This window comes from Pseudoalteromonas piratica, from assembly GCF_000788395.1.
GTDB lineage: Bacteria > Pseudomonadota > Gammaproteobacteria > Enterobacterales > Alteromonadaceae > Pseudoalteromonas > Pseudoalteromonas piratica.
On record NZ_CP009889.1, the window covers coordinates 271,394 to 296,996 of the forward strand.

General features: G+C 40.4%; 25 protein-coding genes. 16 read left to right on the forward strand and 9 right to left on the reverse strand.

The features are described 5' to 3' along the window. Positions 1-4: 4 nt before the first annotated feature. Both OM33_RS15975 and OM33_RS15980 read right to left on the reverse strand, forming a co-directional pair. A complete protein-coding gene (locus OM33_RS15975) occupies positions 5-1,045 on the reverse strand; it encodes a polysaccharide biosynthesis/export family protein (RefSeq protein WP_052141094.1) in 1,041 nt (346 codons plus the stop codon). A 13-nt stretch (positions 1,046-1,058) separates the two neighbouring features. Continuing rightward, positions 1,059-1,706: a CpsD/CapB family tyrosine-protein kinase gene (locus tag OM33_RS15980; protein WP_040135017.1), complete on the reverse strand. Its 648-nt coding sequence runs from the start codon at positions 1,704-1,706 to the stop codon at positions 1,059-1,061. A 279-nt stretch (positions 1,707-1,985) separates the two neighbouring features. Here OM33_RS15980 and OM33_RS15985 point away from each other — a divergent pair, with 279 nt between their 5' ends. Beyond that, on the forward strand, positions 1,986-3,203 hold the full coding sequence (locus OM33_RS15985; protein ID WP_040135018.1) for a glycosyltransferase: 1,218 nt from the start codon (positions 1,986-1,988) through the stop codon (positions 3,201-3,203). 42 nt (positions 3,204-3,245) lie between these two features. Here the strand turns inward: OM33_RS15985 and OM33_RS15990 are convergent, their stop codons facing one another. Together OM33_RS15990 and OM33_RS15995 are read right to left on the reverse strand one after the other, a co-directional pair. Then, on the reverse strand, positions 3,246-3,599 hold the full coding sequence (locus tag OM33_RS15990; RefSeq protein ID WP_040135020.1) for a hypothetical protein: 354 nt from the start codon (positions 3,597-3,599) through the stop codon (positions 3,246-3,248). Between the two features lie 217 nt (positions 3,600-3,816). Beyond that, positions 3,817-5,562 (reverse strand): MFS transporter, encoded by a 1,746-nt coding sequence (locus tag OM33_RS15995; protein WP_040135022.1) that lies wholly within the window; start codon positions 5,560-5,562, stop codon positions 3,817-3,819. A gap of 226 nt (positions 5,563-5,788) precedes the next feature. On the opposite strand from OM33_RS15995, the gene OM33_RS16000 reads away from it, so the two are divergent. The 4 genes from OM33_RS16000 (at position 5,789) to OM33_RS16015 (ending at position 9,904) form a co-directional block, all read left to right on the forward strand. Further along, positions 5,789-6,595 (forward strand): class I SAM-dependent methyltransferase, encoded by an 807-nt coding sequence (locus tag OM33_RS16000; protein WP_040135024.1) that lies wholly within the window; start codon positions 5,789-5,791, stop codon positions 6,593-6,595. Positions 6,596-6,692: 97 nt separating this feature from the next. Beyond that, positions 6,693-7,820, forward strand: coding sequence for an HD domain-containing phosphohydrolase (locus OM33_RS16005; protein ID WP_052141095.1), 1,128 nt, complete (start codon positions 6,693-6,695; stop codon positions 7,818-7,820). Positions 7,821-7,925: 105 nt separating this feature from the next. Continuing rightward, entirely contained in the window at positions 7,926-9,443 is a 1,518-nt protein-coding gene (locus OM33_RS16010; protein ID WP_081991169.1) for a tryptophan halogenase family protein, read from the forward strand. A 2-nt stretch (positions 9,444-9,445) separates the two neighbouring features. Next, entirely contained in the window at positions 9,446-9,904 is a 459-nt protein-coding gene (locus OM33_RS16015; protein WP_040135028.1) for a GNAT family N-acetyltransferase, read from the forward strand. Position 9,905: 1 nt separating this feature from the next. On the opposite strand, the gene OM33_RS16020 is transcribed toward OM33_RS16015, so the two are convergent. Continuing rightward, complete coding sequence (locus OM33_RS16020; protein WP_040135030.1) at positions 9,906-10,151, reverse strand: TIGR03643 family protein; 246 nt, start codon at positions 10,149-10,151, stop codon at positions 9,906-9,908. 187 nt (positions 10,152-10,338) lie between these two features. Between OM33_RS16020 and OM33_RS16025 the strand changes: the two genes are divergently transcribed. Then, on the forward strand, positions 10,339-10,587 hold the full coding sequence (locus OM33_RS16025; protein WP_040135031.1) for a hypothetical protein: 249 nt from the start codon (positions 10,339-10,341) through the stop codon (positions 10,585-10,587). Between the two features lie 46 nt (positions 10,588-10,633). Here OM33_RS16025 and OM33_RS16030 read toward each other — a convergent pair whose 3' ends face one another. Both OM33_RS16030 and OM33_RS16035 read right to left on the reverse strand, forming a co-directional pair. Then, on the reverse strand, positions 10,634-11,524 hold the full coding sequence (locus OM33_RS16030; RefSeq protein WP_040135033.1) for a diguanylate cyclase: 891 nt from the start codon (positions 11,522-11,524) through the stop codon (positions 10,634-10,636). Between the two features lie 113 nt (positions 11,525-11,637). Next, the gene (locus OM33_RS16035; RefSeq protein WP_040135035.1) at positions 11,638-12,027 is read right to left on the reverse strand and encodes a hypothetical protein; all 390 of its coding nucleotides are present in this window, start codon (positions 12,025-12,027) and stop codon (positions 11,638-11,640) included. Between the two features lie 242 nt (positions 12,028-12,269). Here OM33_RS16035 and OM33_RS16040 point away from each other — a divergent pair, with 242 nt between their 5' ends. Further along, positions 12,270-12,884, forward strand: a complete 615-nt coding sequence (locus OM33_RS16040; protein ID WP_040135037.1) for a flavin reductase family protein — start codon at positions 12,270-12,272, stop codon at positions 12,882-12,884. A 26-nt stretch (positions 12,885-12,910) separates the two neighbouring features. On the opposite strand, the gene OM33_RS16045 is transcribed toward OM33_RS16040, so the two are convergent. Both OM33_RS16045 and OM33_RS16050 read right to left on the reverse strand, forming a co-directional pair. Continuing rightward, a complete protein-coding gene (locus OM33_RS16045; RefSeq protein WP_040135039.1) occupies positions 12,911-13,336 on the reverse strand; it encodes a response regulator in 426 nt (141 codons plus the stop codon). A 36-nt stretch (positions 13,337-13,372) separates the two neighbouring features. After that, entirely contained in the window at positions 13,373-14,320 is a 948-nt protein-coding gene (locus OM33_RS16050; protein ID WP_040135041.1) for a glycosyltransferase family 2 protein, read from the reverse strand. A gap of 200 nt (positions 14,321-14,520) precedes the next feature. Between OM33_RS16050 and OM33_RS16055 the strand changes: the two genes are divergently transcribed. The 9 genes from OM33_RS16055 to OM33_RS16095 all read left to right on the forward strand — a co-directional run bounded on the left by OM33_RS16055 (position 14,521) and on the right by OM33_RS16095 (position 25,598). Then, positions 14,521-15,684: a glycosyltransferase gene (locus OM33_RS16055; protein ID WP_040135043.1), complete on the forward strand. Its 1,164-nt coding sequence runs from the start codon at positions 14,521-14,523 to the stop codon at positions 15,682-15,684. Beyond that, entirely contained in the window at positions 15,674-17,053 is a 1,380-nt protein-coding gene (locus OM33_RS16060; protein WP_040135045.1) for a lipopolysaccharide biosynthesis protein, read from the forward strand. The genes OM33_RS16055 and OM33_RS16060 overlap by 11 nt, the downstream gene beginning before the upstream one ends. Next, the gene (locus tag OM33_RS16065) at positions 17,040-18,437 is read left to right on the forward strand and encodes an oligosaccharide repeat unit polymerase (RefSeq protein WP_040135046.1); all 1,398 of its coding nucleotides are present in this window, start codon (positions 17,040-17,042) and stop codon (positions 18,435-18,437) included. The genes OM33_RS16060 and OM33_RS16065 overlap by 14 nt, the downstream gene beginning before the upstream one ends. Next, a complete protein-coding gene (locus tag OM33_RS16070) occupies positions 18,427-19,128 on the forward strand; it encodes an acyltransferase (protein ID WP_040135048.1) in 702 nt (233 codons plus the stop codon). Before OM33_RS16065 ends, OM33_RS16070 begins: the two co-directional genes overlap by 11 nt. A gap of 8 nt (positions 19,129-19,136) precedes the next feature. After that, a complete protein-coding gene (locus tag OM33_RS16075; protein WP_040135050.1) occupies positions 19,137-20,246 on the forward strand; it encodes a glycosyltransferase in 1,110 nt (369 codons plus the stop codon). Positions 20,247-20,367: 121 nt separating this feature from the next. Continuing rightward, positions 20,368-22,404, forward strand: coding sequence for an LruC domain-containing protein (locus OM33_RS16080; protein WP_040135052.1), 2,037 nt, complete (start codon positions 20,368-20,370; stop codon positions 22,402-22,404). 9 nt (positions 22,405-22,413) lie between these two features. After that, positions 22,414-22,860, forward strand: coding sequence for a hypothetical protein (locus OM33_RS16085; protein WP_040135053.1), 447 nt, complete (start codon positions 22,414-22,416; stop codon positions 22,858-22,860). A gap of 183 nt (positions 22,861-23,043) precedes the next feature. Continuing rightward, a complete protein-coding gene (locus OM33_RS16090; RefSeq protein ID WP_040135054.1) occupies positions 23,044-24,525 on the forward strand; it encodes a GumC family protein in 1,482 nt (493 codons plus the stop codon). Beyond that, positions 24,522-25,598 (forward strand): glycosyltransferase, encoded by a 1,077-nt coding sequence (locus tag OM33_RS16095; protein WP_040135056.1) that lies wholly within the window; start codon positions 24,522-24,524, stop codon positions 25,596-25,598. The genes OM33_RS16090 and OM33_RS16095 overlap by 4 nt, the downstream gene beginning before the upstream one ends. The last annotated feature ends 5 nt before the right edge of the window (positions 25,599-25,603 follow it).

A 25,603-nucleotide genomic window follows, 5' to 3' on the forward strand; every position in this document is an offset into this window, starting at 1 on the left:
TTTATTAGTCTTCATCGATTGGCGCTCTGCGTAGCTGCCAAGAGAAGTTTAATCCCCAGCCTCTAAACATTAAGACGTCTGCCACTTGCTGTGACAAATACGCGGCATCGGAAAGTGGCGTTGATGGTATATAAACAATATCGTCAGGCATTAGGAAAAATAGACTGCCATTGCCTGCCATTGAAAAAGTTTGTTCCGCATTGACGCGCGTAGCAATCATTTGCTTACCCTTACGCCTGATAACATAAACTTCATCAAGCTGAGCATCACGATTGTGTCCTTTAGCAAGAGCAATCGCTTGGATAACAGAGGTTGGTTTAGTAATGTCATAAGCACCAGGGCTTTCGACTTCACCCATAATATAAATCTTTGAGCCAGCGTGTTTTTCTAAAAACAGGTCAACATGTAAACTGGTGCTGATATTTTGATATTGTTTATTAATGGTGTTTTTAATTTCAGGAATCGACTTTGCTGCTACAAATACGTCCCCAACCATTGGGAAGGTTACATAACCATCCGGGCGGATTGTCACCAAACGACTTAAACCACGTGCAGAGGTGTGTAGATCTTCTTTCATTTCGCGAATTTGCGATAAGTACTCAGGCACACTGACATAAAGAGAAGGGGAGTTTAGTACACCGCGATAGGCTTGTTTTAGTTCTTCTGCAACTTCAGAGGCGGTTTTACCATATACTTTAATAGTACCAATATAAGGCATTGCTATGGTGCCATCAGGTAAGACTTTTTGTGTTTGATCGAGCTCAGCTATGTCTGGAAACTTAACCGATACGGTATCACCTAAAGAGATGCGATAAACAAGTTCTGGCTGCCAAGTTTGTATTTGGAAAAGTACGTCTAAAACATCGCCAGGGGAGAGTTTATATTCGGCTAAGTGTTCAAAATCAGGCGGGCTAAAGGAAAAGCTACTTGATTCAATTGTTGCTTCTTCACCGAGTTTTAGGCCGGTTTTTTCTGAGCTACTGCAACCACTTAAAATAAGTGCAGTGAGCAATAAGGGGAGCATATATGGTTTAACAAAATACATCTATTTATTACTCTTAACCGTAGAAAAATTGCGGAATATAAAATTGCCTGCGATTGAGAATAGTACCGAGCAATTTTCCATTAGAACTGGTGAGCTTGTCTGCGGCTGTTTTAACCACTTGCCATTTGGTCGACTCACACTCAACAACCAATAGGGTTGCATCAAAGATACTGCAAATCATGCTGACCTCGGAAGTACCAAGCACATAAGTTGAATCAACAATAATGTAATCGTAATCAGCTTTTAATTCAGCGATTAGTTTCTCTAGTTTTTGATCTTTGATGATTTGAGAGATGTGTCCTTTAGGGATACCAAGTGGCATGATTTCTAGGTTTTCATTGTCAGTAGAATGACATGCTTGGCTGATTTCTGCGTTGCCATTCAGGCATTCAGACAAGCCCGGCTGAATTGGTAAAGAGAACACATCGTGTAATTTTGGTGATTGTATATTGCTGTCAATCAACAGCACTTTGTAATTATTTTCGAGTGCAAATTTACGCGCTAAACTAATCGCACTCATGGTTTTTCCTTCACCAGATTTGCTGCTGGTCACTAATATAGATTGCACTCGCTCACCATCAGACGCTTCCATCAAGTTACTTTCTAAAAGTTTGAGCTCATTTTTAAATGAATCGGCAAGCGCGATGTAGTTGGATGACATTGTTTTGACCAGCTTATTATTTGATTTTCATACAATCAGTAACAAATGTTACTAAAATAGCAGATTACCGTAAAGCAATTCGTGATATGTTGTAATAGATACCCAATTAATTCATTAGTATTAGTTTTTTGATGGATTATTGTTCAATTATAAACGCATTTGTGACCATGCTACGCCTTGGCTAGCGGGCATGGTAGTATTAGCAATTAACTTTATTTGTTTTCCGGATACTACTCACTATCAGGCGAATTTTATGTTTTTACTTCGGAGTCCTCGCACATGAAAGTGGCTTACCTGATGTCACGTTACCCAAAAATTACCGAAACCTTTATTCTGAATGAAGTCTTGGCGCTTGCTGATACAGGTGTTGAAGTATCGCTCTTTCCTCTGCAAAGAGAAAAAGCCAGCGTGGTGCATCCCAGTGCATTGGCGTTAATGCACAAAGTAACTTTTACGCCTTTTATGTCATTTAGAATTGCGCTCGCGATGCTAAAAGTGCTTTTTACGCAGCCAATCGAGTTTGTTAAAACTTTATTTAATGTCATCCGATTTAATTTTGCATGCCCAAACTTTTTGCTCGGTGCAATCGCTTTTTTCCCTAAGGCGGTTTATTTTTCAACGCTGTTTAAACAACAAGGCATTACGCATATTCATGCGCATTTTGCCAATCATCCGGCCATGGTCGCTTACGTCATTAAGCAACTTTCAGGCATTGGCTATTCGTTTACCGCGCACGGGTCAGATATTCATAAGCGCCAACATATGTTGTCAGAAAAATTTAACGCAGCTAAGTTTGCGGTGATGATCTCTCAGTATAATGAACGATTTTTTTATACACACACTGGCCTTTTACATAATGACAAGCTTCAGATCGTAAGATGTGGTGTTGATACGCAATTATTTACCCCAAAAATACACACTAATAATGATATTACGCAGATTTTATGTGTTGCTTCGTTACGCGAAGTTAAAGGGCATTGTTATTTGATTGAGGCCTGTGCACAGTTAAAAAGTCAAGAGATCCCTTTTCATCTAACGTTGATCGGTGATGGCCCTATGCGCGGCGCACTTGAAGCACAAATTAATCAATTAAACCTGGAAAACGAAGTCACTTTATTAGGTGCACAGCCGCAGCAGAAAATTCTTGAAAGCCTTGCTATCAGCGATGTCTTTACCTTGACAAGCTTTCAAACGGCATCAGGTAACCGAGAAGGGATACCCGTGGTGATTATGGAAGCAATGGCGTGCGGTTTGCCTGTGGTTGCTTCTGATGTAAGTGGCATTCCTGAATTAGTGAATAACGGTAAAACAGGCCTACTGTGTGAGACGCAAAATCCCAAGAGCATCGCCGATAAACTCTCAATCTTATGCAGTGATAGTGAAACACGTCGCACCATGGGTATGGCTGGACGTACTTTTGTCGAACAAGAATTTGATTTAGTGAAAAATGCCTATAAGCTTGCCAAACTTTTCAAACGCTATGCAAAAAATGACTAATCTATATTTTTGTGAATCAGTGATTGATTATAGTTAGTGGATTTATTCAATCCCGACACAGGCCGTGTAGCGTTTTGCGATTTTTACGACCGTGTCTTTTGATTCAACAACTTCATTGTCATTTTTAAAAATACGTTGTTCACACATATTACGCATATTTGAGAAGGTTCTTAAACATTCACGGGGACTTTTGCCGCCGGATAGTTGAAATGATTCATCATTGCAAAATTCTAAGGCAAGCACATTTGAAGCAAGCTTTATTTCGCTTATTTTAACATCGGTTCGTTCTGCTTTTTGTAGCAAATCTTGGTAATTAGTGATGGGCTTTGTGGTGTATTTGGTGTGGTAAAGATAAATGCCACTGAGCACAATGCAGAGCAGTGCAATAAACCTCATAATCATTCCTTTGATATTGATTCTATTATGTTAATTATTTGTTGACGGTGGATTCTACCCTAGCTTTGATCGAAAAATAAACAGTTTTTTTAGCGAATAATAATTAAATAGAAGCTCGCATTGAGAAAAAGGCACTATAAGTTTGGTTGCGGTGCTGATTACAAGGTGATGTGTATCTCTCACGCCACCTTATAATCGCATTGTATTTAATAATTATTTAATGAGGGTCCAGTGCAACTTCGGCATCTTGTTGCGCCTTTTCTAACTTTTCAGCAGCAAAATAATTAAATAGCCAAAGGGCAAGGGCTGTAATAAAGGCTATTGCAGCACATAACAACCAAAAACTCCCAGGCTCATTGGCTTCCACAGCCCACTTGTTATAGCCCCAACCAGAGAGCTTACCTGCAAACAAAAAGCCAATAGCAGAGGCTGTGTAAAGATAGCCTTGATACATTGCTGCTTTATCTTTTGGCATCACTGAGGCCACGTACTCCTGCTGTTTTGGTGAAGCCATCATTTCACCTAGAGAGAAAATCAGCAAAGCGGCAACCGCGAGCGAGCCACTGACAATAGCCCCAGCATTGTTGTTAGCAAGTAGCAGATAACTGCTGGCGATCATCAATGCGCCGGCAATAATGACATAGAAGGTTTTAAAGCGTGCACTTAAAGCTGAAACCAGCACTTGCAATAGTACAATAGAACCAAAGTTAACTGCGGCAATATACTCAGGCTTAAACTGACGATAATCGTTTGCCCATTGTGCCGCTAATGCTGAAATTTCTTCTTGGCTTAAATTATTTAATGACGTTAGGTGCTGTGTTAATACGTCGCTGGGAATGCGTACATTATAATTAGTGAGTTCAAGGTAGGCTTTGTGAAAACTGGCTGATTGGTTGTAATCAAATTGTGTCGCAAGTGCTGTTATGGCTTGTGAAAGCTGCGGCACATTGACATATGAAGCCGCTTCACCAAAGCTGGGATGAAGTAAGTACGCCAGTTGCACTAAATCTGAGCTATCAACATAATCGCGGATAAATAATGGCAAGGTAATAAAAATTTGCATATATACCAACCAGAAACCGCTCAAAATCAAAATAAGTAGCAGAAAGGGTTTATTGCCCATCGCTATTTTACTGGAGTACCACGCTTTCCCAGATTTTGGGGCTAATACATGCCAAATTAAATTAATTACTAACCAGATGCCAATAAAGCTGTAAGCGAATTGCTCTGTAATTAATTTTGTACCGGGTAACATAAACGCAATGAGTATTGGAAAAACAAGTAGCGCAAAACGACCATTGCCCAGTACTTCACGCATTTCTATCAGAATATCTTTAAGTGGTTTGGCGGGCGTGTTTTTACGGATTTCTTCTGTTGGGTCTTTATAAAAGAGGGTGACAGGAATAAAGTTAATGGCAATCCACACTGCGGCCATAATAAACACCATATCCCAGCTTGTATCACGCATAATACCTGCGATCACCGGGCCTAAAAATCCACCCACATTCACCATCATATAAAATACGCCAAAGCCTAAACTGCGATTGCTGTCATTGGTCGCGTGCGAAACGGTGCCGGTGATCAATGGTTTGAAAATACCAGCGCCAATTGCAACACCCATAAAGGCTAAGAAAAATGTACTGTAACTATTGACTTGACCAAGCAAGTAGTAACAAGGCGTCATCATGGCAAATGCGACAAGCAGCATTTTTTTGTAACCATAGCGATCACCTAATGCGCCTGTAAGAGCAGGCAAAAGATAAATACAAAAGGGGACTAGACCTTGTAAAAACCCCCGCTGCTCATCACTGAACCCCATACCACCTTGCAACACTGGGCTAGTCATATACAGTGACGATACGGTAAAAAAGCCATACCAAGCTAATCGTTCAAATATTTCCATGATATTGGCAACATAAAAGCTGCTGCCAAATGGACTTCGCAAACGCGTTTGAGTTGTCATATTTATGCTTCTTTTTATTTTGAATATTGTATGCAATATATCAAAGGTAGCAGTTTTAGCAACAATGACGCGATTATCCGCATGTAAATCTGGGTATTGAGTTTATTTTATTTCTACCCAAATGACGTTAAATGATTAATAAGTAGAATTATATTTCTCAAAAGTGAGCGATTTTTTTTAAAAATCTGTATAACAGAAGCATTGTCCATAAACTGAGTAATTTAAAATGAACTACAAAAACACATTACTTCCACTGTCAATTATTGCAGCAAGTATGCTTTCTTTTTCTACAGCGGCAAATGCGTCAGCAGGTATCGACAACAGTCATCGAAGTGAAGCAAACCAAGCGCGAGACGAGTTTCGTAAACCTTATCAAACGTTGGCCTTCTTTGGCGTAAAACCCACTGATAAAGTTGTTGAAATAATGCCAGGCGGCGGTTGGTATACTGAAGTACTTGCGCCAATGCTTGCCGATCAAGGTCAGCTTGTTGCTGCTCATTACCCAACTACAACAAGCTCTAAATACCGTAAGCGCTCACGTGAAAACTTTGAGAAGAAGTTGAACGATAATAAAAAGGTGTATGGCAATGTGGTCATTGCAGACTTTGACCCGAATGCAGCGGTTGATAGTAAAACCAAAGATGCGGATGTTGTATTAACATTCAGAGGGTTACACGGCCTACAAAATGGCAATCAACTTGCTGCAGCGTTTAGTCAATTTAACCAAATGCTTAAAAAAGGCGGTAAATTAGGTGTTGTACAGCACCAAGCACCAGCAGGGTTTGATCCTGTGGCGACTGCGAAAAAGGGGTATTTACCTAAATCGCATGTGGTTGCTGTTGCCAAAGCGGCAGGTTTTGATTTAGAAGCCGAAGCGTATTTTCACAACAATGCAAAAGATCGCATTATCATTGAAAACGTAGAAGCAGGTGTATGGGCTTTACCTCCTTCTTTAAACGCTAAAGATGATAAAGAGAAGTTTCAAGCGGTGGGTGAATCGAACCGTATGACGTTATTATTTAAAAAGCGTTAATCATGACCCTAAGAGGGCAAGTTAGTCTGGCCCTCTTTTAGAAAATTGCTATAGTTAATATGAAAGTGATTTTTATTTATTTGGCACGGAGTGGTTTATGGAAGAAGCATGCCCACTAACCTTGTTTTCTCGTCGACGCTATCTTTCGTCCCGTGATGTTTACCAAAGCTTTTTAGAAACAATACTTCAGTTATCAGGCAGTCAAATTGGTTATTTACATCTGGTTAATCAGGATGAAATTGCACTTACTGTGTGGTCACAAAAAGTCTTTGAAATGTGCTCAACTGTGCACGCCAATCATTATAAATTATCAGAAGCCGGTATTTGGGCTGACAGTATCAGGCAATTAAAACCTGTTATTCATAATAACTATCAAGATATCGACGAATCACAAAAAAACGGCTTACCAGCAGGGCACTTCCCGGTCATCTCACATGTTAGCTTTCCTATTTTAAAAAAGGCTCAAGTAATTGCCGTGTTAGGTATTGGGAACAGTGATTTGCCATATGAGCAGAGCTTTGTTGAAGAAATTAACGAGAAGATAAATCGCAATTGGCATCTGGTTGAAGAAAAAATCGCATCTACTGAGCAAATAGAAAGTCAGTTACTAGCACGCTATGAATCTATGCCCAAGCAGGAAGTGCTGTTAAAAATGCTTAGCGCGCTTTCTAATGCATTTGAACTACGAGACGAATACACCAGCGAGCATCAACGTAATGTTTCGATAATTGCATCGAAAATAGCACGTACAATGGAACTCCCTGAACGTATTATTGAAGCGGTGACAATTGGTGGCTTGGTGCATGATATTGGAAAAATAGTGGTGCCATCTGAAATTTTAAATAAAGCACGCAAGCTAATGCCTGCGGAAATGGAATTGATAAAATTACACCCTAAAATGGGCGCGGATATTTTCCGCGATATCGATTTGCCTTTTCATTTAACAGAAATGATTGAACAACATCATGAAAGGTTGGATGGTTCTGGTTATCCAAATGGGTTGAAAGGTGAAGATATTTCCCTTGAGGCACGAATAATCGCGGTAGCAGATACATTTGATGCCATGGCATCTGACAGGCCTTATCGCTATTCACCAGGAAGAGAGGCCGCAGTGGCTGAATTAAAGGCGAACCGTAATATTAAATATGACGTGTACGTTGTTGACGCATTTCTTGAACTGTTGGAAACCGATCCCGATTTACAGCCGGGCTTAATGCACGCGTAAGGCTACTAGATAAGACCTTAGTCTAATCTTTCCAGCATATACTAGCCCTAGTAATAGGGCTTAAATCTTTATAGTATCGAATAAAAATAATAATGGGGAATGAACGTGGCGGATCCAATTAAAAGAATCGTTATTGTAGGTGGTGGCACGACAGGATGGATGGCGGCGGCGAGTTTATCGCGTTATGTTCAAGATAAGGATATGACGCTGACGCTAATAGAGTCACCAGATATCAATACGGTAGGGGTGGGCGAAGCAACCATTCCAAATTTTGTCGATTTTAACCGTAATTTAGGCATTAACGATGCTGAATTAATTAAAGCCACACAAGCGACCTTTAAACTTGGGATTGAGTTTGAAGAGTGGTCGCAAAAAGGCGAGCGTTTTTTTCACCCTTTTGCAGCTTATGGCGCACCCATCGAAAATTTGGATTTTCATCAGTATATCAACAAGCTAAATGCAGAAGGCAAACAGCTGGATATTGAAGATTACAGTTTCCCAATTCAGCTTGCCAAAAAAGGTGGATTTGCACAGCCAAACCCCAATCAAAACAATCCGCTGGCGCAATATTCCTATGCTTATCATATTGATGCTGTGTTATACGCCAAGTTTTTAACAGAGTTTTCAGTAAAACGCGGTGTGGACCATATTTTAGCGAATGTCAGTGAGGTTAAACTCAATGCTGAAAATGGCTTTATCCAAGCGCTCACCCTTGATAATGGTAAACACATTGAGGGTGATTTATTTATTGATTGCTCAGGTTTTAAAGGTGTATTAATTGAAGGGGCGATGGGTATTGGCCTTGATGATTTGAGTCATTTGCTACCTTGTGACAGCGCTGTCGCTGTGCAAACGGAGTTGGTGGGTGAACCCACGCCTTATACCCGCGCAATTGCCAAAGAAGCCGGTTGGCAATGGTGTATTCCGCTGCAGCACCGTATGGGTAATGGCTATATTTATTCAAGCAAATTTACATCTGATGAAGAGGCGAAACAAAGCCTGCTAAATAGTGTAAAAGGGCGCACAATTACGGATGTAAAAACCTTTAAGTTTCCACTTGGCAGGCGCAAAGTGAGCTGGCATAAAAACTGTTTTGCCCTTGGTTTAGCTGCTGGCTTTCTAGAGCCGTTGGAGTCTTTAGGGATTTCGTTAATTCAAACCGCGCTTGCTAAACTGATGACTTTCTTTCCTGATATGTCGTTTAATCAAGCAGATATTGACGAGGTAAATCGCCTGCATAATGATGAGTTAGACCGCATTGTTGACTTTTTATTAGTGCACTACAAACTAACACAACGCACCGACACCGCTTTTTGGCGCTATTGCCAAGAAATGCCCATTCCAAAAACACTAGAACATAAAATTGCCATGTATAAAAATCGTGGTCATGTGGTAATGTACGACAATGAATCATTTCAACAAGCCAGCTGGCTTTCAATGTTTTATGGCTTTAATGTTAGCCCATCTCGTTACGATGTACGTTTAGATCACTTTAATTCAAGCGCGATTGCTGAAAGTTTGGCGAAAATGAAAGCGCAAATTACGATGGCAGCGAATAATTGTTTGAGTCATCAGGCATTTATTGATAAACATTGTAAAGCAAATAATGATGTCAAAAATTAATCATGTTAGTACCGTTTACAAAAGACCATATTGAACAACTTACAAGCTGGTTTCCAGATGAAGCCAGTCTTGTTAAGTGGTCAGGTCCTGGGTTTCGTTACCCTTTTACAGAAGACACTTTCTTTCAAGATTTAAACACAGAGAAGCTACCTTCATTTTGCTTGTTTTGCGAACAAGGTAAGTTTGCTGCTTTTGGGCAATTTTACAATCGCCTTGAGCGCATTCACCTTGCGCGCTTGGTAGTGAATCCAGAACTTCGTGGTAAAGGTATCGCAGAGCGTTTAATTTATAGTTTAATCCAAAAGGGTATAGCCCAGTTTAAGTTAAACAGTGCTTCGCTGTTTGTTTTGTCAGATAATTTACCTGCAATAACGGCCTATCAAAAAGCTGGGTTTGAAATTGCAAATTACCCCACTGAAATCCCCTTAGAAAATTGTCGCTATATGATTAAAGCGTTATAAGCTAACGGTGCTTGTACTGTGTTTTACAATAACCTCTTGAGATATCTGGATTTCGCAGTTTCAAATGCTTAGTGTTTCGACCAGTTACGCGCGCTCGCCATAGTCGAAAGCTTGCTGGTTTTAACGTCTGCCTCATTAAACGAATTACGTTTTTTTCAGATAGGCCATACAGAGTTTCAATGGCTTCAAAAGGGGTTCTATCTTCCCATGCCATTTCGATAATTCGAGATTGTTCAGATTCGGTCATGTGTTTTGATATCAATTTAGAAAGATAGTTGTTACGCGTTAACAGCGGGTATTGATCAGTGAAACATATAAATAAGCTGTTGGTATGTGTTTGTGTACTTTGCTTACACGTAAAATTTTAGCGCTTTAATTTATCCTTTTGAGCAAACCTGCTACCCTTCGCACATTCATGATTGAGAGCTAAAAATATGATTAAAGATAACGACATGATTAACACACTCGACGAACTCGAGGCGTTTTTACTATTAGTTGAAAATGGTGGTTTGGGTCTTAAAAATGTTGAAGGTGTTGCACTGGCAACTAATAACAGTAATGGTCGTCCATTTGTTGCAGTATTAGATGATAAACATCAATTACTGCTTGGGCGCTGGGTGTCAGATGAAGTATATGAAAATGGTAAGGATATGGTGCGTTACGGTGTAAAGAAAACCCATTAGTGTGTTATCGATTGCATTGTAAAAACCAAGTTTCGACTTGGTTTTTTTACTCTTTCTCCATGGTTGGCTCGTAAAGAGAAAACCCGTGTTTACCACAATGCTTGGTATGAAACATAGCTACATCTGCTTGTCTTAGTAATTCAGAGGCGCTGCAAATACCCTTGTCGCTTTGAGAGATACCGATACTGACAGAGACATTGTTTTGTTGTTCAGCTGCAATGGGCAACTCAGCCAAAGATTGATTTATATTGTTAGCAATCTGTGCCAATTTAGAATTGGTAATTTGGTCATGCATAATAATGACAAACTCATCTCCGCCAATTCGACACACAGCATCTTGCCCACGCACGGAGTTTTTGATTGAAGAAGCGACCGCTTTTAGAATAGAATCTCCCGCAGAGTGCCCGTATTTGTCGTTAATTTTCTTAAAGTTATCAATATCAATAAAAAGAATACTGAGCGTGGTGTTAAGCCTGTCACACTCTTTTAGCTTTTGATTCAAAAAGTCAAAAGCAAACGTACGGTTATAAAGTCCTGTTAGGTGATCATGATTAGCCTGAAAGCGAATCTCAATTTCTTTATTTTTACGCTCGGTAATATCACGGACTAATAAAATAAAGCGTTCGTGTGTGCTGCGACATGCCCGTGCCTCAAACCATTTTTCACACTCATTAACGGGTAAAAGGTATTCTACGCTGGTGATACCTTCTTTATGCTTAGCTGCGTCTAACGCACTTTTTATCAGTTTTGCCGTTTCTTTGGGTAACACACTGCACATGGATTGCCCTAGAAACTGATTGGGGGGTAGGTAGAGATCGCTTGTATTGCCAGCGCGATATTCTTTAATGATATTATTGGCATCAAGGACAAAAATGAGATCGGGAATGACGCTAAAAATCTCATCAACAGTGATGCTTTTGTAATGCTCTGTATTCACTTAGCATGCTCAAAAAACGTCTATAACTTAAGTTAAGCATAAATTATCTAATTGTTTAGTAACAAAACAAAAAAAGCCAAACAAATGTTTGGCTTTTAGCATTCAGATCAAATTTATTCTGTGACGTCAGATTGAGTCTGCCAAGACCACGGACTTAGCTCAAAAATCTTATCTGAATCGGTGTTTCCATTTTCGCATACGCTATCATGGCCGATAATTCTCACTGGTAGCTTCTCGGCATAGGATGTTTTCACGATATCATATTGATAGTTTGCAACAGGTGACGACAAATCAAGATGCCACGTCAGGGTCTTGCCATCGATAACACAGCTTTCAAATGTTGAATTTTCACTCATTACATCTAAACGAAGGTATAACGATGTATCACCATTATCGCCTGAGCGCATCACTAGTTCACTCACTGTTCCATATACGTCATTTGCAGCGCTAACAGAAGCGGATAATAACGATAGTGAAACAAGTACTAAATTTTTAACTCTCATTTTTATTCCTTTGATGAGATTGTTAAATCATACACTCTAAAATACATTATCTATGTGTTTTAGGTACAAACCTGATCATTATTGTCTAAATAATCAATGAAGTAAAATGGTACAACCAGTTAATTGATACAAAAGATTTCAGATACGTTAAGGGCGTTTAATAGCCACTGACGCAAGTGCTTTTGAAAGTACTTAATTTGTGGCACCATTTGCTTTAACTAATTTATTGCCAGAAGCGTGCTATGAATCTTAATTTTTCTGACTTTTCTCCGACGCAAATTTACCATTTAATGACGCAAACAATTATTCCTCGCCCAATTGCTTGGGTAATGACCGACTCTGGTGAGGGCAATTATAATTTAGCACCATTTTCTTATTTTACGGCGGTTTCAAGTAACCCGCCATTGATGATGTTTTCGGTTGGCAAAAAGCCTTCTGGCGACATCAAAGATACCGTAAAAAATATTATTGAGACGCGTCAATGTGTGATTCATATTGCGTCAGTAGATGATGCTAACTTAGTAACCCAAACTGCTGCGACACTTGCTCACGGTGAATCAGAAGTGGCGATTAATGATATAAAGCTGTGTGATTTTGATGGCTTTTCAATGCCACGTGTTGCAGGTTGTAACATTGCATATGGTTGTGAACTATATGAAATTAAAGAAATGGGTGACGTGCCGCAAACATTGGTATTTGTCGAGATTAAAACCCTATTCATTGGCGATGATGTCGTGACTTTAGATGCCAAAAAACGGATTAAAGTTGACGCTGACAAGGTCAACCCACTTGCACGATTAGGTGGTGGAGAGTATTCGGGCATCACACGTGCGTTTGGTATCGAGCGCCCGCAATAAAAAACGCACAGTGAGCAGCTAATTGCTCACTGTGATGCAAGGTTTAACTGATTAAGTTTTTGCTTAAGTTCAGTATTTTCTTTTTGCAGGTTGCGCATATTCAGCACCAACTTGAGTACGTTTTTTAGCTCAAAATTATCCCAAGGCTTGGTTAGAATTATTGCTGCAATTTCATCACTAATTGCCCGTTGGCAGAGTTCCATATCCGAATAACCAGACAGTAAAACACGACCGATAGTGTCATCGAACGCTTTTACTTGCGACAACAGCTCTACCCCATCAATAACTGGCATTCGAATATCAGAGAGCACTAAATCAATGTTATGTAGTTTTACAAGTTCAAGTGCATTTTCAGGCTCACTGCATTTAGTAATGGTATAGTCTTTTCGCAATAATCGTGCGATTGCGTTAGTAACTTCTGGTTCGTCGTCAACCAGTAAAATATGGACCATTTCTAACTCCTTTTTTATTAATAATAAACTACTTAACTAAACTTGGCATAATGCATTTACCCGCATAATGGCAAGTCGTTTCAAATCAGAGCACAAATGTTTTAGATGACGCTTATGGGGATACTCTTTAAATGCTTTAAATGAAAATGAAATTGCAGTGGTTAAATCATCATTCTCACGGTGCATTTCTCCATAGGATTCAAGCAAGCGCGCATTCGCTTTACGACGTGTGGTCGCTTCAACATTACCCAGTGTGCAAATGCGCTCTGTGATTTCTGCCATGGCATCAATGCGGTTTTGTTTGTTTGCTGTAATGGAGTTCGGGCGCATTAAATAATCCATTGTGATGTCTTCACAAAAACCAATATCACTGATCAGCGCAATACGCAGCCAGCAATCCCAATCGCTAGCACTGCGAAGGCTTGGATCAAAACCGCCTGCGCGTTCAATGATCTCTTTGTTAACCATTACACAGGACGTGCCAATCACGTTGGCAATCAATAGTAAATCCAGTGCATTTTCCAGTTGCTTATAATCAGGGTTATTTGCATCGCGGTGAGTTTTAAATTCTGGCCAATATGAAAAGCAATCAATTATTTCTTGATATTGCGTGTCGACATGTTGGTAGTTGGTAAAAGTCAGGCCACAATTTGGGTTTGCGAGCATATAATCTAACTGTTTGCGAAGCTTGTTCGGGTACCAGTAATCATCTGCATCTAGAAAAGCAATAAACTTACCGTTAGCTTTTTTAATGGCACGATTTCGCGCAGCGATAACGCCCATATTAGCTTGTGAAATAACGCGAACTTGATTGTACTTTTTCTCTGCTTGCTGTAACCATTCAAGCGACCCATCCGTTGAACCATCGTCGATTACAATCAATTCAAAGCGCACATCTTGCTGTTGTAGCACACTATCAACGGCCTTTGGTAAATACTCCAAACAGTTGTAATTGGGCATAACAATTGAAACTTCTTTACACATAGTAAATTCCTCCAGGTTGTGAAGGAACTACGCAAACAGTGTGCCGACAGCAAATGCCGTAAATCACAGCAAAAAAGCAAAATTGCTTTGCAAATTGCAAATTTGCAATTGCAATTCGATAAAAACTCTCCCATTTGGTGATGATTTTTGTCGGCATAAACTTTGCGATAGTGAAGTATCGACCTTGTTAGGAGAGCACCATGAAACACATTGCTATTTATGTCCCGCAGTTCCCGGTACCATCCGAAACGTTTGTGATCACTGAAATAGAGGCGCTGAGAGCGGCTGGTCATAAAGTAAGTGTGTTAACCATGGAGCTACTTAAACACACAAACGAATATGACTTCGATATTTTTGAGCTTAAACGAGAACGTGTTCTTTCCACTCTAAAAGGGCTATTACATGTTCGATTGAAAGGCGTTTTTAATGCTTATAAAGCGGCATCAAGTCAAAAATCGATTCGAAACTTATCGCTACTTTATTTTGGTTTACAGATAAATGCTTTAATTAAGCAGCAGGGCATATCTCATATTCACTGCCATTTTATGCACAGCAGCTTGGCTTATGGTATTGTTGCAGCTAAGTATGCAGAAATCGGTGTTTCAAGTGTTGGGCACGGTCACGATGTATATGTTAACGCCAATGATCTCAATGCTAAATTAGCTTTTTGTGATTTCAATATTGCAGTTTGCCAAGATATGTTCAATCTGCTGAAAAACCTAAAGACCCATGCAATCCATTTAATTCATTGTGGCGTTGATGTAACTAAATTCACCCATCATGACGCACCAAACAACCCGCAGCTAAAACTACTGTTTGTCGGTCGGCTGGTCGATAAAAAGGGCATTGAATTTGCCCTTCAAGCCCTCGCAGACATTACATCAAAACAAAGGCCGCACTTTGATATTGTTGGCAGTGGGCCTAAACGTGATGCATTAGAGCGAATGGTTAGTGAGCTTGGTTTATCCACCTGTGTTCGTTTTTTAGGCCAGCGCAGTTCATCTGAGATTATCCAATTATCAAAACAATACGATGCGTTTATTGCGCCTTTCTGTATTGCTGAAAATGGCGATAAAGATACCGGTCCTGTGGTGTTAAAAGAAGCGATGGCAATGGGTTTACCGACCATCACTACAAATATTATGGGCTGCACTGAAATAGTTGATGAAAGCTGCGGTTATACAGTAGCAAGTAAAGACAGCTCGGCATTAAAGCAGGCCATTTTGTCTTTTTGTCAGTTGTCGGATAAAGAACGCAGCAACATGCGTGTAGCAGCAAGGCGTCGTGTTCAAGCGCATTTTAATGCACAAGCACAAGGTTTGAAGCTTTCTCATTTAATTGAGCAGGTGGCTTATGAAAATTAATGCTCCGGTTATTCATTATGCGTTGGCAATTGCTGTGTTAAAAGGCATTAGTTTGCTGATGTTGCCGATTGTTACGCGGTTTTTATCTCCTGAAAGTTATGGCGAGCTTAACTTCCTGGTCAGTATTGGCGCTATGTTAAGTATTTTCTTGGGTTTTGGTATGGCTGAAATGATGTTTCAATTTACAGCCAAAATAGATTCATCAGAATTGGATGCATTTATTGCTCGCTGTATTAAGTTTATCTTTTTGGTCAGTGGTGTATTTGTAGTGATTGCGCTAGTAGGGGTTGAGTTCTGGCTTAGTATACTTCCGCTACCGATTGACCCGAGTCACTTTATAATCTTAATGCTTAATTTGGCAATGAGTACGATTCAAGCGATTTATCTGACGCGATACCGCGTACTTCAACAATCAAAACACTATATGGCGGTAGCACTGTGTCAGGGCATAGCGCAAGCCACTCTAACATATACACTTTTAGTTATGGGGTTAGGTATTTTAGGTGTTTTAATCAGCGGCTGCGTTACGTCTTTTTGCATCACGTTAAGTTTGGTGATTTATCATCGGAATTTATTATCTACAAAGGGCGCTTTTCTAGCGCGTAAACATATTCGATATGGTGCTTATATTGCACTCTCAGCGCTCTTTCTCTATGGCTTAGGTGGCGCTGAGAACTGGTTTATTGCCAGTTCGTTAGGGCAGTCTCAGTTAGCTTATTACTTTATTGCAACGCAGTTTGTTTTAGCCCTTTCACTGGCATTTGAGCCGTTTCGTTTATGGTGGTATCCAGTGCGCTTTAAGCGGTTTTTTAATAACTCAGAACACGCTGCAAATGGTGCCATTTTGGGTTGCTTTATTATCACACTAATGGCACTGCTAATGATGATATTTGCACCCACTATTATCTCGTTACTTTTACCGCAAAGCTATCATGCTAGTTCTGAATATATTGCAATTCTCAGTATTATCTTGGTGATTAAAACATATTCCGAATTGCTTAATTTGGGCTGTTATCTCGATAAAAAAACATACTACGTGCCAATTATTAATGGTATATGCGCTGTGGTGGCACTGGGAAGTATGGCGTTTGCAATTCCTAAGTGGGGCATTAATGGTGTGTTCACCAGCCTTTTAACAGCACACGTTTTACGGTTAGTAGCTTTTTATTTGGTTAGCCAGCATATCGCGCCTTTGAATTATCAATTAAAACTAGTAATCACTGCCTTTAGCTTATTGCTATTGAAATACTTAGGTGAAGATACTGTGTGGATGAATACCGTGTTATTGCTGGTGGCACTGTTATGCTGCGCTCAGCTGATAATGAGTTACAAATCAGTCCTACTAGGAGACAAACATGCATACTCTTAGTCAACAACACAATGCCTCTACGTCACCATTTAAACTGGCAATAATGGGGTTGTTAGTCAGTATTACAGTTATTGCACTATTCCAAATAGCCGGTCCAGCAGCACCGTTTGCGTTATTATTGCTGCCTTTTGCGTTGTTTTTCACAATCCGTTATAGCGTTATTTTTGTCATTCTGTTTATTCTGTTTAGCTACTTTAGAATTCATGAGGCATTTCCCGTTTTAATGCCGTTAAAGATCCCTAAATTACTCGCTCTAGCTTCTTTATTTGGCATTGTTTGGCATCTTGTTTTAAGTAAAAAGTTGTCGCCTTTTTGGCATCCTGCTCACACAGTATTTATCAGTTTTTTCCTGTGGCTCACTATATGCGTGTTGATGGCGACCAATCGAGGTATGGCTATTGAATATTGGAGTTCCACGCTGAGTAAAGTATTGATTATGGTGTTTGTTATTAGTTGGTGGGTAAATAGTCCACGTGCTTTTGGTATTGCCAGGTTTGGTATTATGTTTAGCGGTGCGCTGATTGCATTTGTGGCGGTTTCCAATAAATTAAATGGTATTGGCCTAGTTGAAGGCACACGGGTGACTATTTCGCGCCACCTCCAGTCGCAAATAGGCGATCCCAATGATCTTTCTTTGGTATTGCTGTTTCCAGTGTCATTTCTTTGCGCAGAACTGTTCAATAAAGAAAGTACTAAGCTCTACCGCATTGGCGCATTTTTAGTCCTTTGCTTAGTGGTGTATGGCATTATTGCGACCCAAAGTCGAGGTGGGCTGTTAGGTGTAATGGCAATTGTGGCCTACTTTCTAGCGCGTACGATTAAAAACCCAGTGGTGTTACTGTCAATTCTTGCTGTTGGGCTTGGCGTGTTGCTTGTCGCTGCTGGGATCAGTGATAGGCAAAGTGGTGGTGCTGCAGAAAGTGGTATTGATGAGTCTGCAATGGGGCGCATTTATGCGTGGCAAGCCGCAATCAATATGGCTCTGTCTAACCCCTTAACAGGCGTTGGGGTAAATAATTTTTATGTTAACTACTTTTTTTACAGCCCTCATTGGGATGGCAAAAACCATGCAGTGCATAGTACGTGGTTTCAGGTGCTCGGTGAGACTGGTTTTGTCGGAATTTCGCTTTTTGCAACGCTAATCGCAACGATTTATCGCACTTTAAAACGCAGTGGTTCATTAGTTAAGTACTGCACAGAGCCTAATCTGTTAGTCAATGTACAGGCCTTAAAGGCTGGATTAATAGGCTTTGTGGTGTCTGGTACTTTCTTAACGCAAGCATTTACATGGCCTATCTATATTGTTTTATCACTTAGCATTGCATTGGAACAAATGCTGCAAATGATCAGTAAGTCTAATGCGGAGGTGACTCATGATAGCTGATGTTAAAAATTGGGTAAAAAGCAGTGATACGGGTTTTGGCAAGCTATGCCGTAATAGTTTTTATGCATGCAAACACATTGAAATGCCTGTGCTGCCGGTTCTGTATAATGTTCTGTTTGTCACTCATAACAGTATCAAAAACGTGTGGCACAAAGCATTACAGTTTTTCTACTTTACGCCCATGTTTAAGAGCCAAGTAACAGGTACTAAAAAGCGTTTAACCTTGCAATGCGGTATGCCCCAGATTTTGGGCGCATTAGAGATAAGCATTGGTAATGACGTCAGGATGTCAGGCATCGCAACGTTTTGTGCTCGATATAACCCTCAGTCTAAAGCGCAACTAGTTATTGGCAATAACGTGGACATAGGCTGGCAAAATGCCTTCTCTGTGGGTACTAAAATTGAACTACATAATGACGTGCGCTTGGCTGGAAAAGTGTTTTTAGCCGGCTTTCCTGGACATCCCCTCAATTGTGCAGAACGTGCTAAAGGAAAACCGGATCTCCCTGAACAGGCGGGTGATATTATTATTAAACAAGGTGCTTGGATTGGAACAGGTGTCACTGTATTAGCTGGTGTGACCATAGGCCAAGGTGCCATTGTAGCTGCAAATGCCGTTGTTACTAAAGATGTCCCTGACTTTAGTTTAGTAGCAGGGAACCCTGCAAAAATAATCAAACAAGTTAGCTAGGAGGCACTATGAGATTTGTCGTGTTCGCTGAGGACTGGGGACGTCACCCCAGCAGCACCCAGCATATTTTTAAAGTGATTGCCGAGCAATATGATGTCACGTGGTTTAACTCAGTTGGTATGCGAAAGCCTAAGTTTAATCTTACGGATATTAAACGGGTGTTTGGTAAGCTAAAACTGATGTTGTCAAAACCTTCGCCGGTTTCAATGGATAAAATACCTGTGGATGCACGGAATCCATTTGTTCTTCCTTGGCATGATAGGCAGTGGGTAAGGGCTTTTAATAAACAACAAATTGCAAAGCAGATTGATTTAACCTCTGCCGAACCCATTGTTTATTGGATCAGTGTGCCAACGGCAATTAATATGATTCAATTACGCCCTCAAGATAGTTTAATTTACTATTGCGGTGACGACTTTTCTAATTTAGCTGGGGTAGACGCTGATTTGATCCAAGAAAGTGAGCGTCGTTTGATTCATCAAGCTCACAATATCTTTGTTGTGAGTAAAGTACTGCTCGATAAAATGCCCAAACATAAAACGCAAATGCTCGAACATGGCGTTGATTATACGCTTTTTAGCGAATTGAAAAAGCGTAATAAGCAGCTTAATCAATTGGATAATATTATCGGATTTTATGGTTCGCTTTCAGAATGGTTGGATGTTGAACTCTTGATTAAACTCGCTAAAGCGCGGCCACAATATAATTTGGTATTAATTGGCAAAGCGGATATCGATATTAGTGCGCTAGTGGCCTTACCTAATGTGACTTATATCGCGCAAATGGCGCATCATCAACTCGCCAGCTTTTCCCAGCATTGGCAAGTTTCGCTCTTACCCTTTTTAGATAATGGCCAAATAAGAGCGTGCAATCCACTGAAGCTAAAAGAGTATTTGGCTGCTGGTAAACCAATTGTATCAAGCTATTTTCCTGCGGTAGAGCGTTACAAAGATACCGTGCTGATTGCTCGTGATGAAGTTGGGTTTATCGCAAGAGTTGATCAAGCCATGGTGATTTCGAAAAACCCATTTTTAGATTGGCGCACTTATTCTCGACAATTAGTGGAAAAACATAGCTGGCAACAAAAAGCAGCGTTTGTGATGGAACAATTAAATTAAAGCGTTGCAAATTGCAACGCTTTTTACTTCTTGAAAATAATTTTACTTTAAATTCAATGCATTAATTCTGGTTCTTAAATTGCACACCCTATGATACTGACTTAACGAAGAGGTGTGAAAAATGCGTACCAGTATTCTAAGTTTACTCTTTCTGTCCTCATGGGCAACTGCAGCTCCGTTCGATACATGTCCTTCAAAAGCGTTTTTAGTGCAAGGTGAGACCGCCACCATTTTTGGTGTTAACTTGGTTTCAGGTTCATATAACCGCTTTGCTGATAATGTAGGCACAAACAAAAAGGTTAATGGTTTTGGCTTTAGTGTGCATGATCGTTATTTGTATGGATGGGATTATAGCCGTCGTGATATTGCCCGGATTGGCAAGGACTATGTATTAGAGCCTTTAGTGACATCTGGGTTTCCTAATATTGATTTCTATGTTGGCGATGTATCGGTACTTCAAAATGCCTATTATGCGTATCGTAAAGGTGCCGACTACGGTTTGTATCGGGTTTCTCTTGACCCTGATAGCAATGACTATCTTGCTGCTACTCGAATCGTGAATGGCTCTAGCTTAAACCTTAATATTTTTGATTTAGCGTTTCACCCAGATCAAAACCTTGCTTACAGTGTTGATAGGAATGGCAACCTTAGAAGCATTGATGTTGAAACAGGAAGCAGTGCTAATTTAGGTTTTACTGGAGTGACTGGTACGTTTGGCGCGGTGTATTTTGATGTTGAAGGCTTTTTATACATTAGCCGCAATAGTGATGGCCATATCTTTCGTGTAGATGTAAATAATCCCTCACTCACTACGTTATTTGCTTATGGTCCAAGTTCGGGTAATAACGATGGTGCACGCTGTGCCACAGCCCCTATTGTCGATGAAAGCGAACCACCGACACTCGATTATGGTGATGCACCAGATAGTTACGCAACTTCGTTAAGTGCCAACGGTGCGCGTCATGGTAAAGGCAGTTTGTATTTTGGCTCAAGTGTTAGTGCTGAATACACACCTAAAACAGTGGATGATGATGACGGTGTGAATTTTCTAACCAGCCTAGAAACAGGGCTGGATACATTACTCTCTTTTTCGCTTTCGGCACCAGGTTATGTCAATGCATGGGTCGATTGGAATGGGAATGGCCAATTTGATGACAATGAGCAAATTATTTCACAGTTTCTAGCGAGTGCAGGTGAAAATCGTATGCTTATAGAGGTACCAATTGATGCATCTGAAGGCAGCACGTGGGCACGTTTTCGTGTATCTAACACCGCTTCGATTTCAGCCATAGGTGGTGTCGACAGTGGTGAAGTTGAAGATATAAATGTCTCTATTGTTGCAAGTGGTGTTGCCGAAACAGCCACTGCATGGCAAACAGCTGCGTTTGAAGATTTGTGGCCACAACAAGGTGATTATGATTTTAATGACGTAGTTGTTAAATACCGCATTTTCAAAAGCCAAGTAGGTAACCAAGTTGTGCGCTTTAAAGTGCAAGGTGAGTTATTGGCTGTAGGCGCAAGTTATCACAATGCATTTGCTGTGCGTTTTGGCAGCATTCGAAGAAATGACGTTAATGAAGCCTTAGTACGTTTAACTATCAACGGAGAACAGGTAAATAAAAACGCCCTTGAATCAGGGCGCAGTGAAGCCATTTTAGTTGCCCTTGATGATACAAAGGTGATTGCGAATGCACGCGCAGGTTGCAAATATTTCAGAACAGAGCCCGGTTGCTTAGATCAAGCACCAGTACCATTTACTGTCACCTTACCTTTAATTAATAGCATTAATGATAGTGTGTCATTATTCGATGAGATAAGTCCTTTCATCTTCGCTGTGAATGGTTTTGATCATGGACCTTTTGTTGATATCAATAATGCAAGAGGTTGGGAAGTGCACTTAAAAAACCATTCACCTACCGAGGCGTTTAATTCAGCTTATTTTGATCAAGGCGATGATATGTCGGGCACAAATGGTAATTTTCAAACTCTCAACGGGCTGCCATGGGCGTTAATTATAGGTACCAGTTGGGATCACCCAACCGAAAGCACCGATATGCTATTAGCGTACCCAGAGTTTAAGAGCTTTGCGGAGAGTGCAGGCAGTACTAATACTACTTGGTTTAACAACGCGATAAGCGGTTACTCAGTTCAGAATTAGGAGAGCGTTATGAAACAGTTAATTTGTTTAGTGTCAGTATCTTTAATTACAGCATGTGGTGGTGGAGGTGGCTCAGAGCAACCCGTTTCTAAAGCGCCAGCTGTTGTCGAGACACCGCCAGCAGACACTCAAGAGCAAGGCGTAGCAGCTCTGAATGTGCCAACTCAGTTTGATTTTAAAACAGATTTCACAGTGACGGTAAATGTCGCTGCCAATCTAGTCAATGAACGGGCGTTTATCAATATTTGTGAGGCAGATGCCGCATTAACGAATGCCGATACATGCTTTGTTAGGTCACCGCTCACAGATAATGGTTTAGAAATGTCGTTTACGTTGCCGCACCAAGGGCAAAAGGTAAAAGCAAGTATTTGGTTCTATGACACTAGTAGGGCCCCTTTAAACTATGAGTGGCAATTTAATAGCAGCCAGTCTGAGCAAGTGTGGCGTATTAATTAAAACCACGTTAAAGATTCATTTTTCTCACCCCAACACAGCGCCGCAAGGCGCTTTTTTTATGTTTTGCAATAGTTGGCTTCAAACTTGCGATATTAGTATGAAAGCCGTGAAAAAAAGATGTTTTTCACATTTTGAAACGACAAAACGCTAAATTGCGTTGCAATTTGCAAATTAGGATGAGAAATGGTTTTTACGATTGCGCAAATTAAAAAGTTAGCCTATCTCGCTTTATACACTATGTATGAGCGCTGGTTGCTTATTGCGTTACCGATGATCATTGTGCCGATTGCAGTAATTGGTATTTCATTAACCAGTGAGAAGCAATACACCAATCACGCGACAATCTTGATTGAAGAATCAGCGTTACTCAATCCATTTTTAGATGAACTTGAGTTTTCATTTGAACTTTCCGCTCGTATGGATGCATTACGTACATTAGTACTTAGTCGCAAAAATCTGACTGAAGTAGTAAAAGAAGTTGGCTTAGTTAAAAACTTAAACGACAAACTTGAAGTCGAAAAAATGCAACAGAAATTAGCCAGTGCCATTTCTATTTCATTAGTAGGTGATGAATTAGTTCGCATCCATTTTAAATGGACAAAACGCGAAGAAATGAAGCCGGTACTTGAAGCATTAGTTGAAAAATTCATTGAACGTTTATTAGCGCCCACCAAAGCATCTCTCGATACATCAGAGACCTTTCTAAAAAATCAATTAGAAGAAATGCGTGTGCAACTGGAAACGGCTGAAGACAAGTTTGCGCGATTTAAACGCGATAATCGAGAGTCGTTACCAGAACTGATGAATTTAAACCAGGATACGCTTGCCCGTTTAGAACAAGAAAAGCAGCAAAAGACTGTTGAGTTAAGTGGTGCAAAAGCCCGTCTTGCGACACTTAAAAAACAATTATCAAAAGCAAACCCTGTAATGGGAAGACTCATTGACAGCATCATGCGCATTGAAGCAGAGATAGCTTTATTACGCACCCGTTACACGGATAAACACAGTAAAGTACAAGCGAAATTAAGAGAGCTTGAAACGTTAAAAATCCGCAAGCAAGAAATCGATGAACAGTCACAACCTTTTGAAGAAGCAGATTTAGATTCGCTTTGGCAAATTGCTAACAGCATGCCACTTGGCTCAAACGAAAAAGACAGTGCATTACTCGTGGCTCAACTTATTACATTCGAAGAAGCTGAGAATCGAGTGGCGCAACTGAATGACGAGCTCGAAATGCTGAATAATCAATTGCAAGTGGTGACGACACACTTATCTAGTTCAAGTGAAATTGATAAGTCATTACGTCAACTACAACGTGACTACCAAGTAAAACAAACACTTTATTCAGAGATGTTAGAGCGCTATGAAATGTCAAAAGTGACAGGTCAGTTAGTGCGCTATGAAGGCCCAGATAAAGTGAAAACCATTGAACGTGCATACAGCCCAACAGCACCAATTAATCAGCCGCTTGTAGTGAGCATTTTACTTGGCATTGTGCTTGGTTTATTTAGCGCAATTGCACTGACATTTGTTGTCATGATCACAGACTTACGTATACGCGATGAAGCGACTATTGAAGCAATAGCCGGACAACGTGTATTAACCAGATTACCAATTTTGAATGATGAGACACGTCATCATCTCGATTCATCGGAGGTGTTATGAATAATATTATGCAACTGATCCAACATCCTTATATTGGGGGATTGGAAAAAATGGCATTTGGTTTATGCAGCAGTCAAATAACAAACGCGAAGATGTTTTTAGTGGCATTAGAAGGGACTAAAAAGGGTGCAATTAAAAGCTGGCCTGATCTTGCTGAGCTTGATCACTTTTATTGCTTAAATAAAACGGGCGGCATCAGTTGGCGAACAGTTAAAAAGCTTGTTGCTTTAATTGACCGTTATCAAATTAAAGTGATTCATAGCCATCATATTGGCCCTATGGTTTACGCAAGCCTAGCAAAGATGCTTCGTCCGAAGCTTAAACATATCCATACACTTCACGATGCTTGGTACTTAACTGACTTTAAATATCGTATGTTTACCAAGGTAATCGATAGCTTTACCCCGATTACAGTCGTGGCAGATGCTAAAGCGGTCGCTGAGGTCGCTAAATCTCAAGCGAGCGTTGTAGCAGAGCACATTGTACATAATGGCATCGATACCGATTATTTCACCCCATCATCGCGCTATTTAGCAAGGCTGAAACTCAGCTTACCTAATAACCGAATTTTAGTTGGTTGCGCTGCACGAGTCGAACAGGGAAAAGGGCACAAAGCCATGTTACGTGCTTTAAAAAGCCTACCTTACAAAGTGCATATGGTGTTTGCAGGTAGCGGTAGCTCGTTAAAAGAAATGCAAACTTATGCAGCAAAATTGGGTGTTTCCGAGCGAGTACACTGGTTAGGTTGTGTTAATGCTATGCCCACTTTTTACTCGGCGATTGATGTATTTTGTTTGTACTCAGAACGAGAAGGTTTGCCTTTATCTATTCTTGAAGCCATGGCTTGTAATCGCCCTGTGGTTGCCAGTGATGTTGGTGGTATTAGCGAAGTGGTCAATGAAAAATACGGCTGTGTACTACCAATTACAGAAGAGCAACTACTAGCACCGAGTATTATTAGTGCGCTTAGGCTCAATTATGGTATGGACATTCGCCATTACGCTCTAAAGCAAGCCACCTTAAAAGTTATGGCTGAACGTTACAACGAAATTTACCAACATGTTTTGGTGTGAGGAGA

What these genes read in the sequence shown, in the direction of transcription:
- OM33_RS15975 (WP_052141094.1), bottom strand. Translation starts at nt 1,045, where the DNA reads ATGTATTTTGTTAAACCATATATGCTCCCCTTATTGCTCACTGCACTT.
- OM33_RS15980 (WP_040135017.1), bottom strand. Translation starts at nt 1,706, where the DNA reads ATGTCATCCAACTACATCGCGCTTGCCGATTCATTTAAAAATGAGCTC.
- OM33_RS15985 (WP_040135018.1), top strand. Translation starts at nt 1,986, where the DNA reads ATGAAAGTGGCTTACCTGATGTCACGTTACCCAAAAATTACCGAAACC.
- OM33_RS15990 (WP_040135020.1), bottom strand. Translation starts at nt 3,599, where the DNA reads ATGAGGTTTATTGCACTGCTCTGCATTGTGCTCAGTGGCATTTATCTT.
- OM33_RS15995 (WP_040135022.1), bottom strand. Translation starts at nt 5,562, where the DNA reads ATGACAACTCAAACGCGTTTGCGAAGTCCATTTGGCAGCAGCTTTTAT.
- OM33_RS16000 (WP_040135024.1), top strand. Translation starts at nt 5,789, where the DNA reads ATGAACTACAAAAACACATTACTTCCACTGTCAATTATTGCAGCAAGT.
- OM33_RS16005 (WP_052141095.1), top strand. Translation starts at nt 6,693, where the DNA reads ATGGAAGAAGCATGCCCACTAACCTTGTTTTCTCGTCGACGCTATCTT.
- OM33_RS16015 (WP_040135028.1), top strand. Translation starts at nt 9,446, where the DNA reads ATGTTAGTACCGTTTACAAAAGACCATATTGAACAACTTACAAGCTGG.
- OM33_RS16020 (WP_040135030.1), bottom strand. Translation starts at nt 10,151, where the DNA reads ATGACCGAATCTGAACAATCTCGAATTATCGAAATGGCATGGGAAGAT.
- OM33_RS16025 (WP_040135031.1), top strand. Translation starts at nt 10,339, where the DNA reads ATGATTAAAGATAACGACATGATTAACACACTCGACGAACTCGAGGCG.
- OM33_RS16035 (WP_040135035.1), bottom strand. Translation starts at nt 12,027, where the DNA reads ATGAGAGTTAAAAATTTAGTACTTGTTTCACTATCGTTATTATCCGCT.
- OM33_RS16040 (WP_040135037.1), top strand. Translation starts at nt 12,270, where the DNA reads ATGAATCTTAATTTTTCTGACTTTTCTCCGACGCAAATTTACCATTTA.
- OM33_RS16045 (WP_040135039.1), bottom strand. Translation starts at nt 13,336, where the DNA reads ATGGTCCATATTTTACTGGTTGACGACGAACCAGAAGTTACTAACGCA.
- OM33_RS16050 (WP_040135041.1), bottom strand. Translation starts at nt 14,320, where the DNA reads ATGTGTAAAGAAGTTTCAATTGTTATGCCCAATTACAACTGTTTGGAG.
- OM33_RS16055 (WP_040135043.1), top strand. Translation starts at nt 14,521, where the DNA reads ATGAAACACATTGCTATTTATGTCCCGCAGTTCCCGGTACCATCCGAA.
- OM33_RS16060 (WP_040135045.1), top strand. Translation starts at nt 15,674, where the DNA reads ATGAAAATTAATGCTCCGGTTATTCATTATGCGTTGGCAATTGCTGTG.
- OM33_RS16065 (WP_040135046.1), top strand. Translation starts at nt 17,040, where the DNA reads ATGCATACTCTTAGTCAACAACACAATGCCTCTACGTCACCATTTAAA.
- OM33_RS16070 (WP_040135048.1), top strand. Translation starts at nt 18,427, where the DNA reads ATGATAGCTGATGTTAAAAATTGGGTAAAAAGCAGTGATACGGGTTTT.
- OM33_RS16075 (WP_040135050.1), top strand. Translation starts at nt 19,137, where the DNA reads ATGAGATTTGTCGTGTTCGCTGAGGACTGGGGACGTCACCCCAGCAGC.
- OM33_RS16080 (WP_040135052.1), top strand. Translation starts at nt 20,368, where the DNA reads ATGCGTACCAGTATTCTAAGTTTACTCTTTCTGTCCTCATGGGCAACT.
- OM33_RS16085 (WP_040135053.1), top strand. Translation starts at nt 22,414, where the DNA reads ATGAAACAGTTAATTTGTTTAGTGTCAGTATCTTTAATTACAGCATGT.
- OM33_RS16090 (WP_040135054.1), top strand. Translation starts at nt 23,044, where the DNA reads ATGGTTTTTACGATTGCGCAAATTAAAAAGTTAGCCTATCTCGCTTTA.
- OM33_RS16095 (WP_040135056.1), top strand. Translation starts at nt 24,522, where the DNA reads ATGAATAATATTATGCAACTGATCCAACATCCTTATATTGGGGGATTG.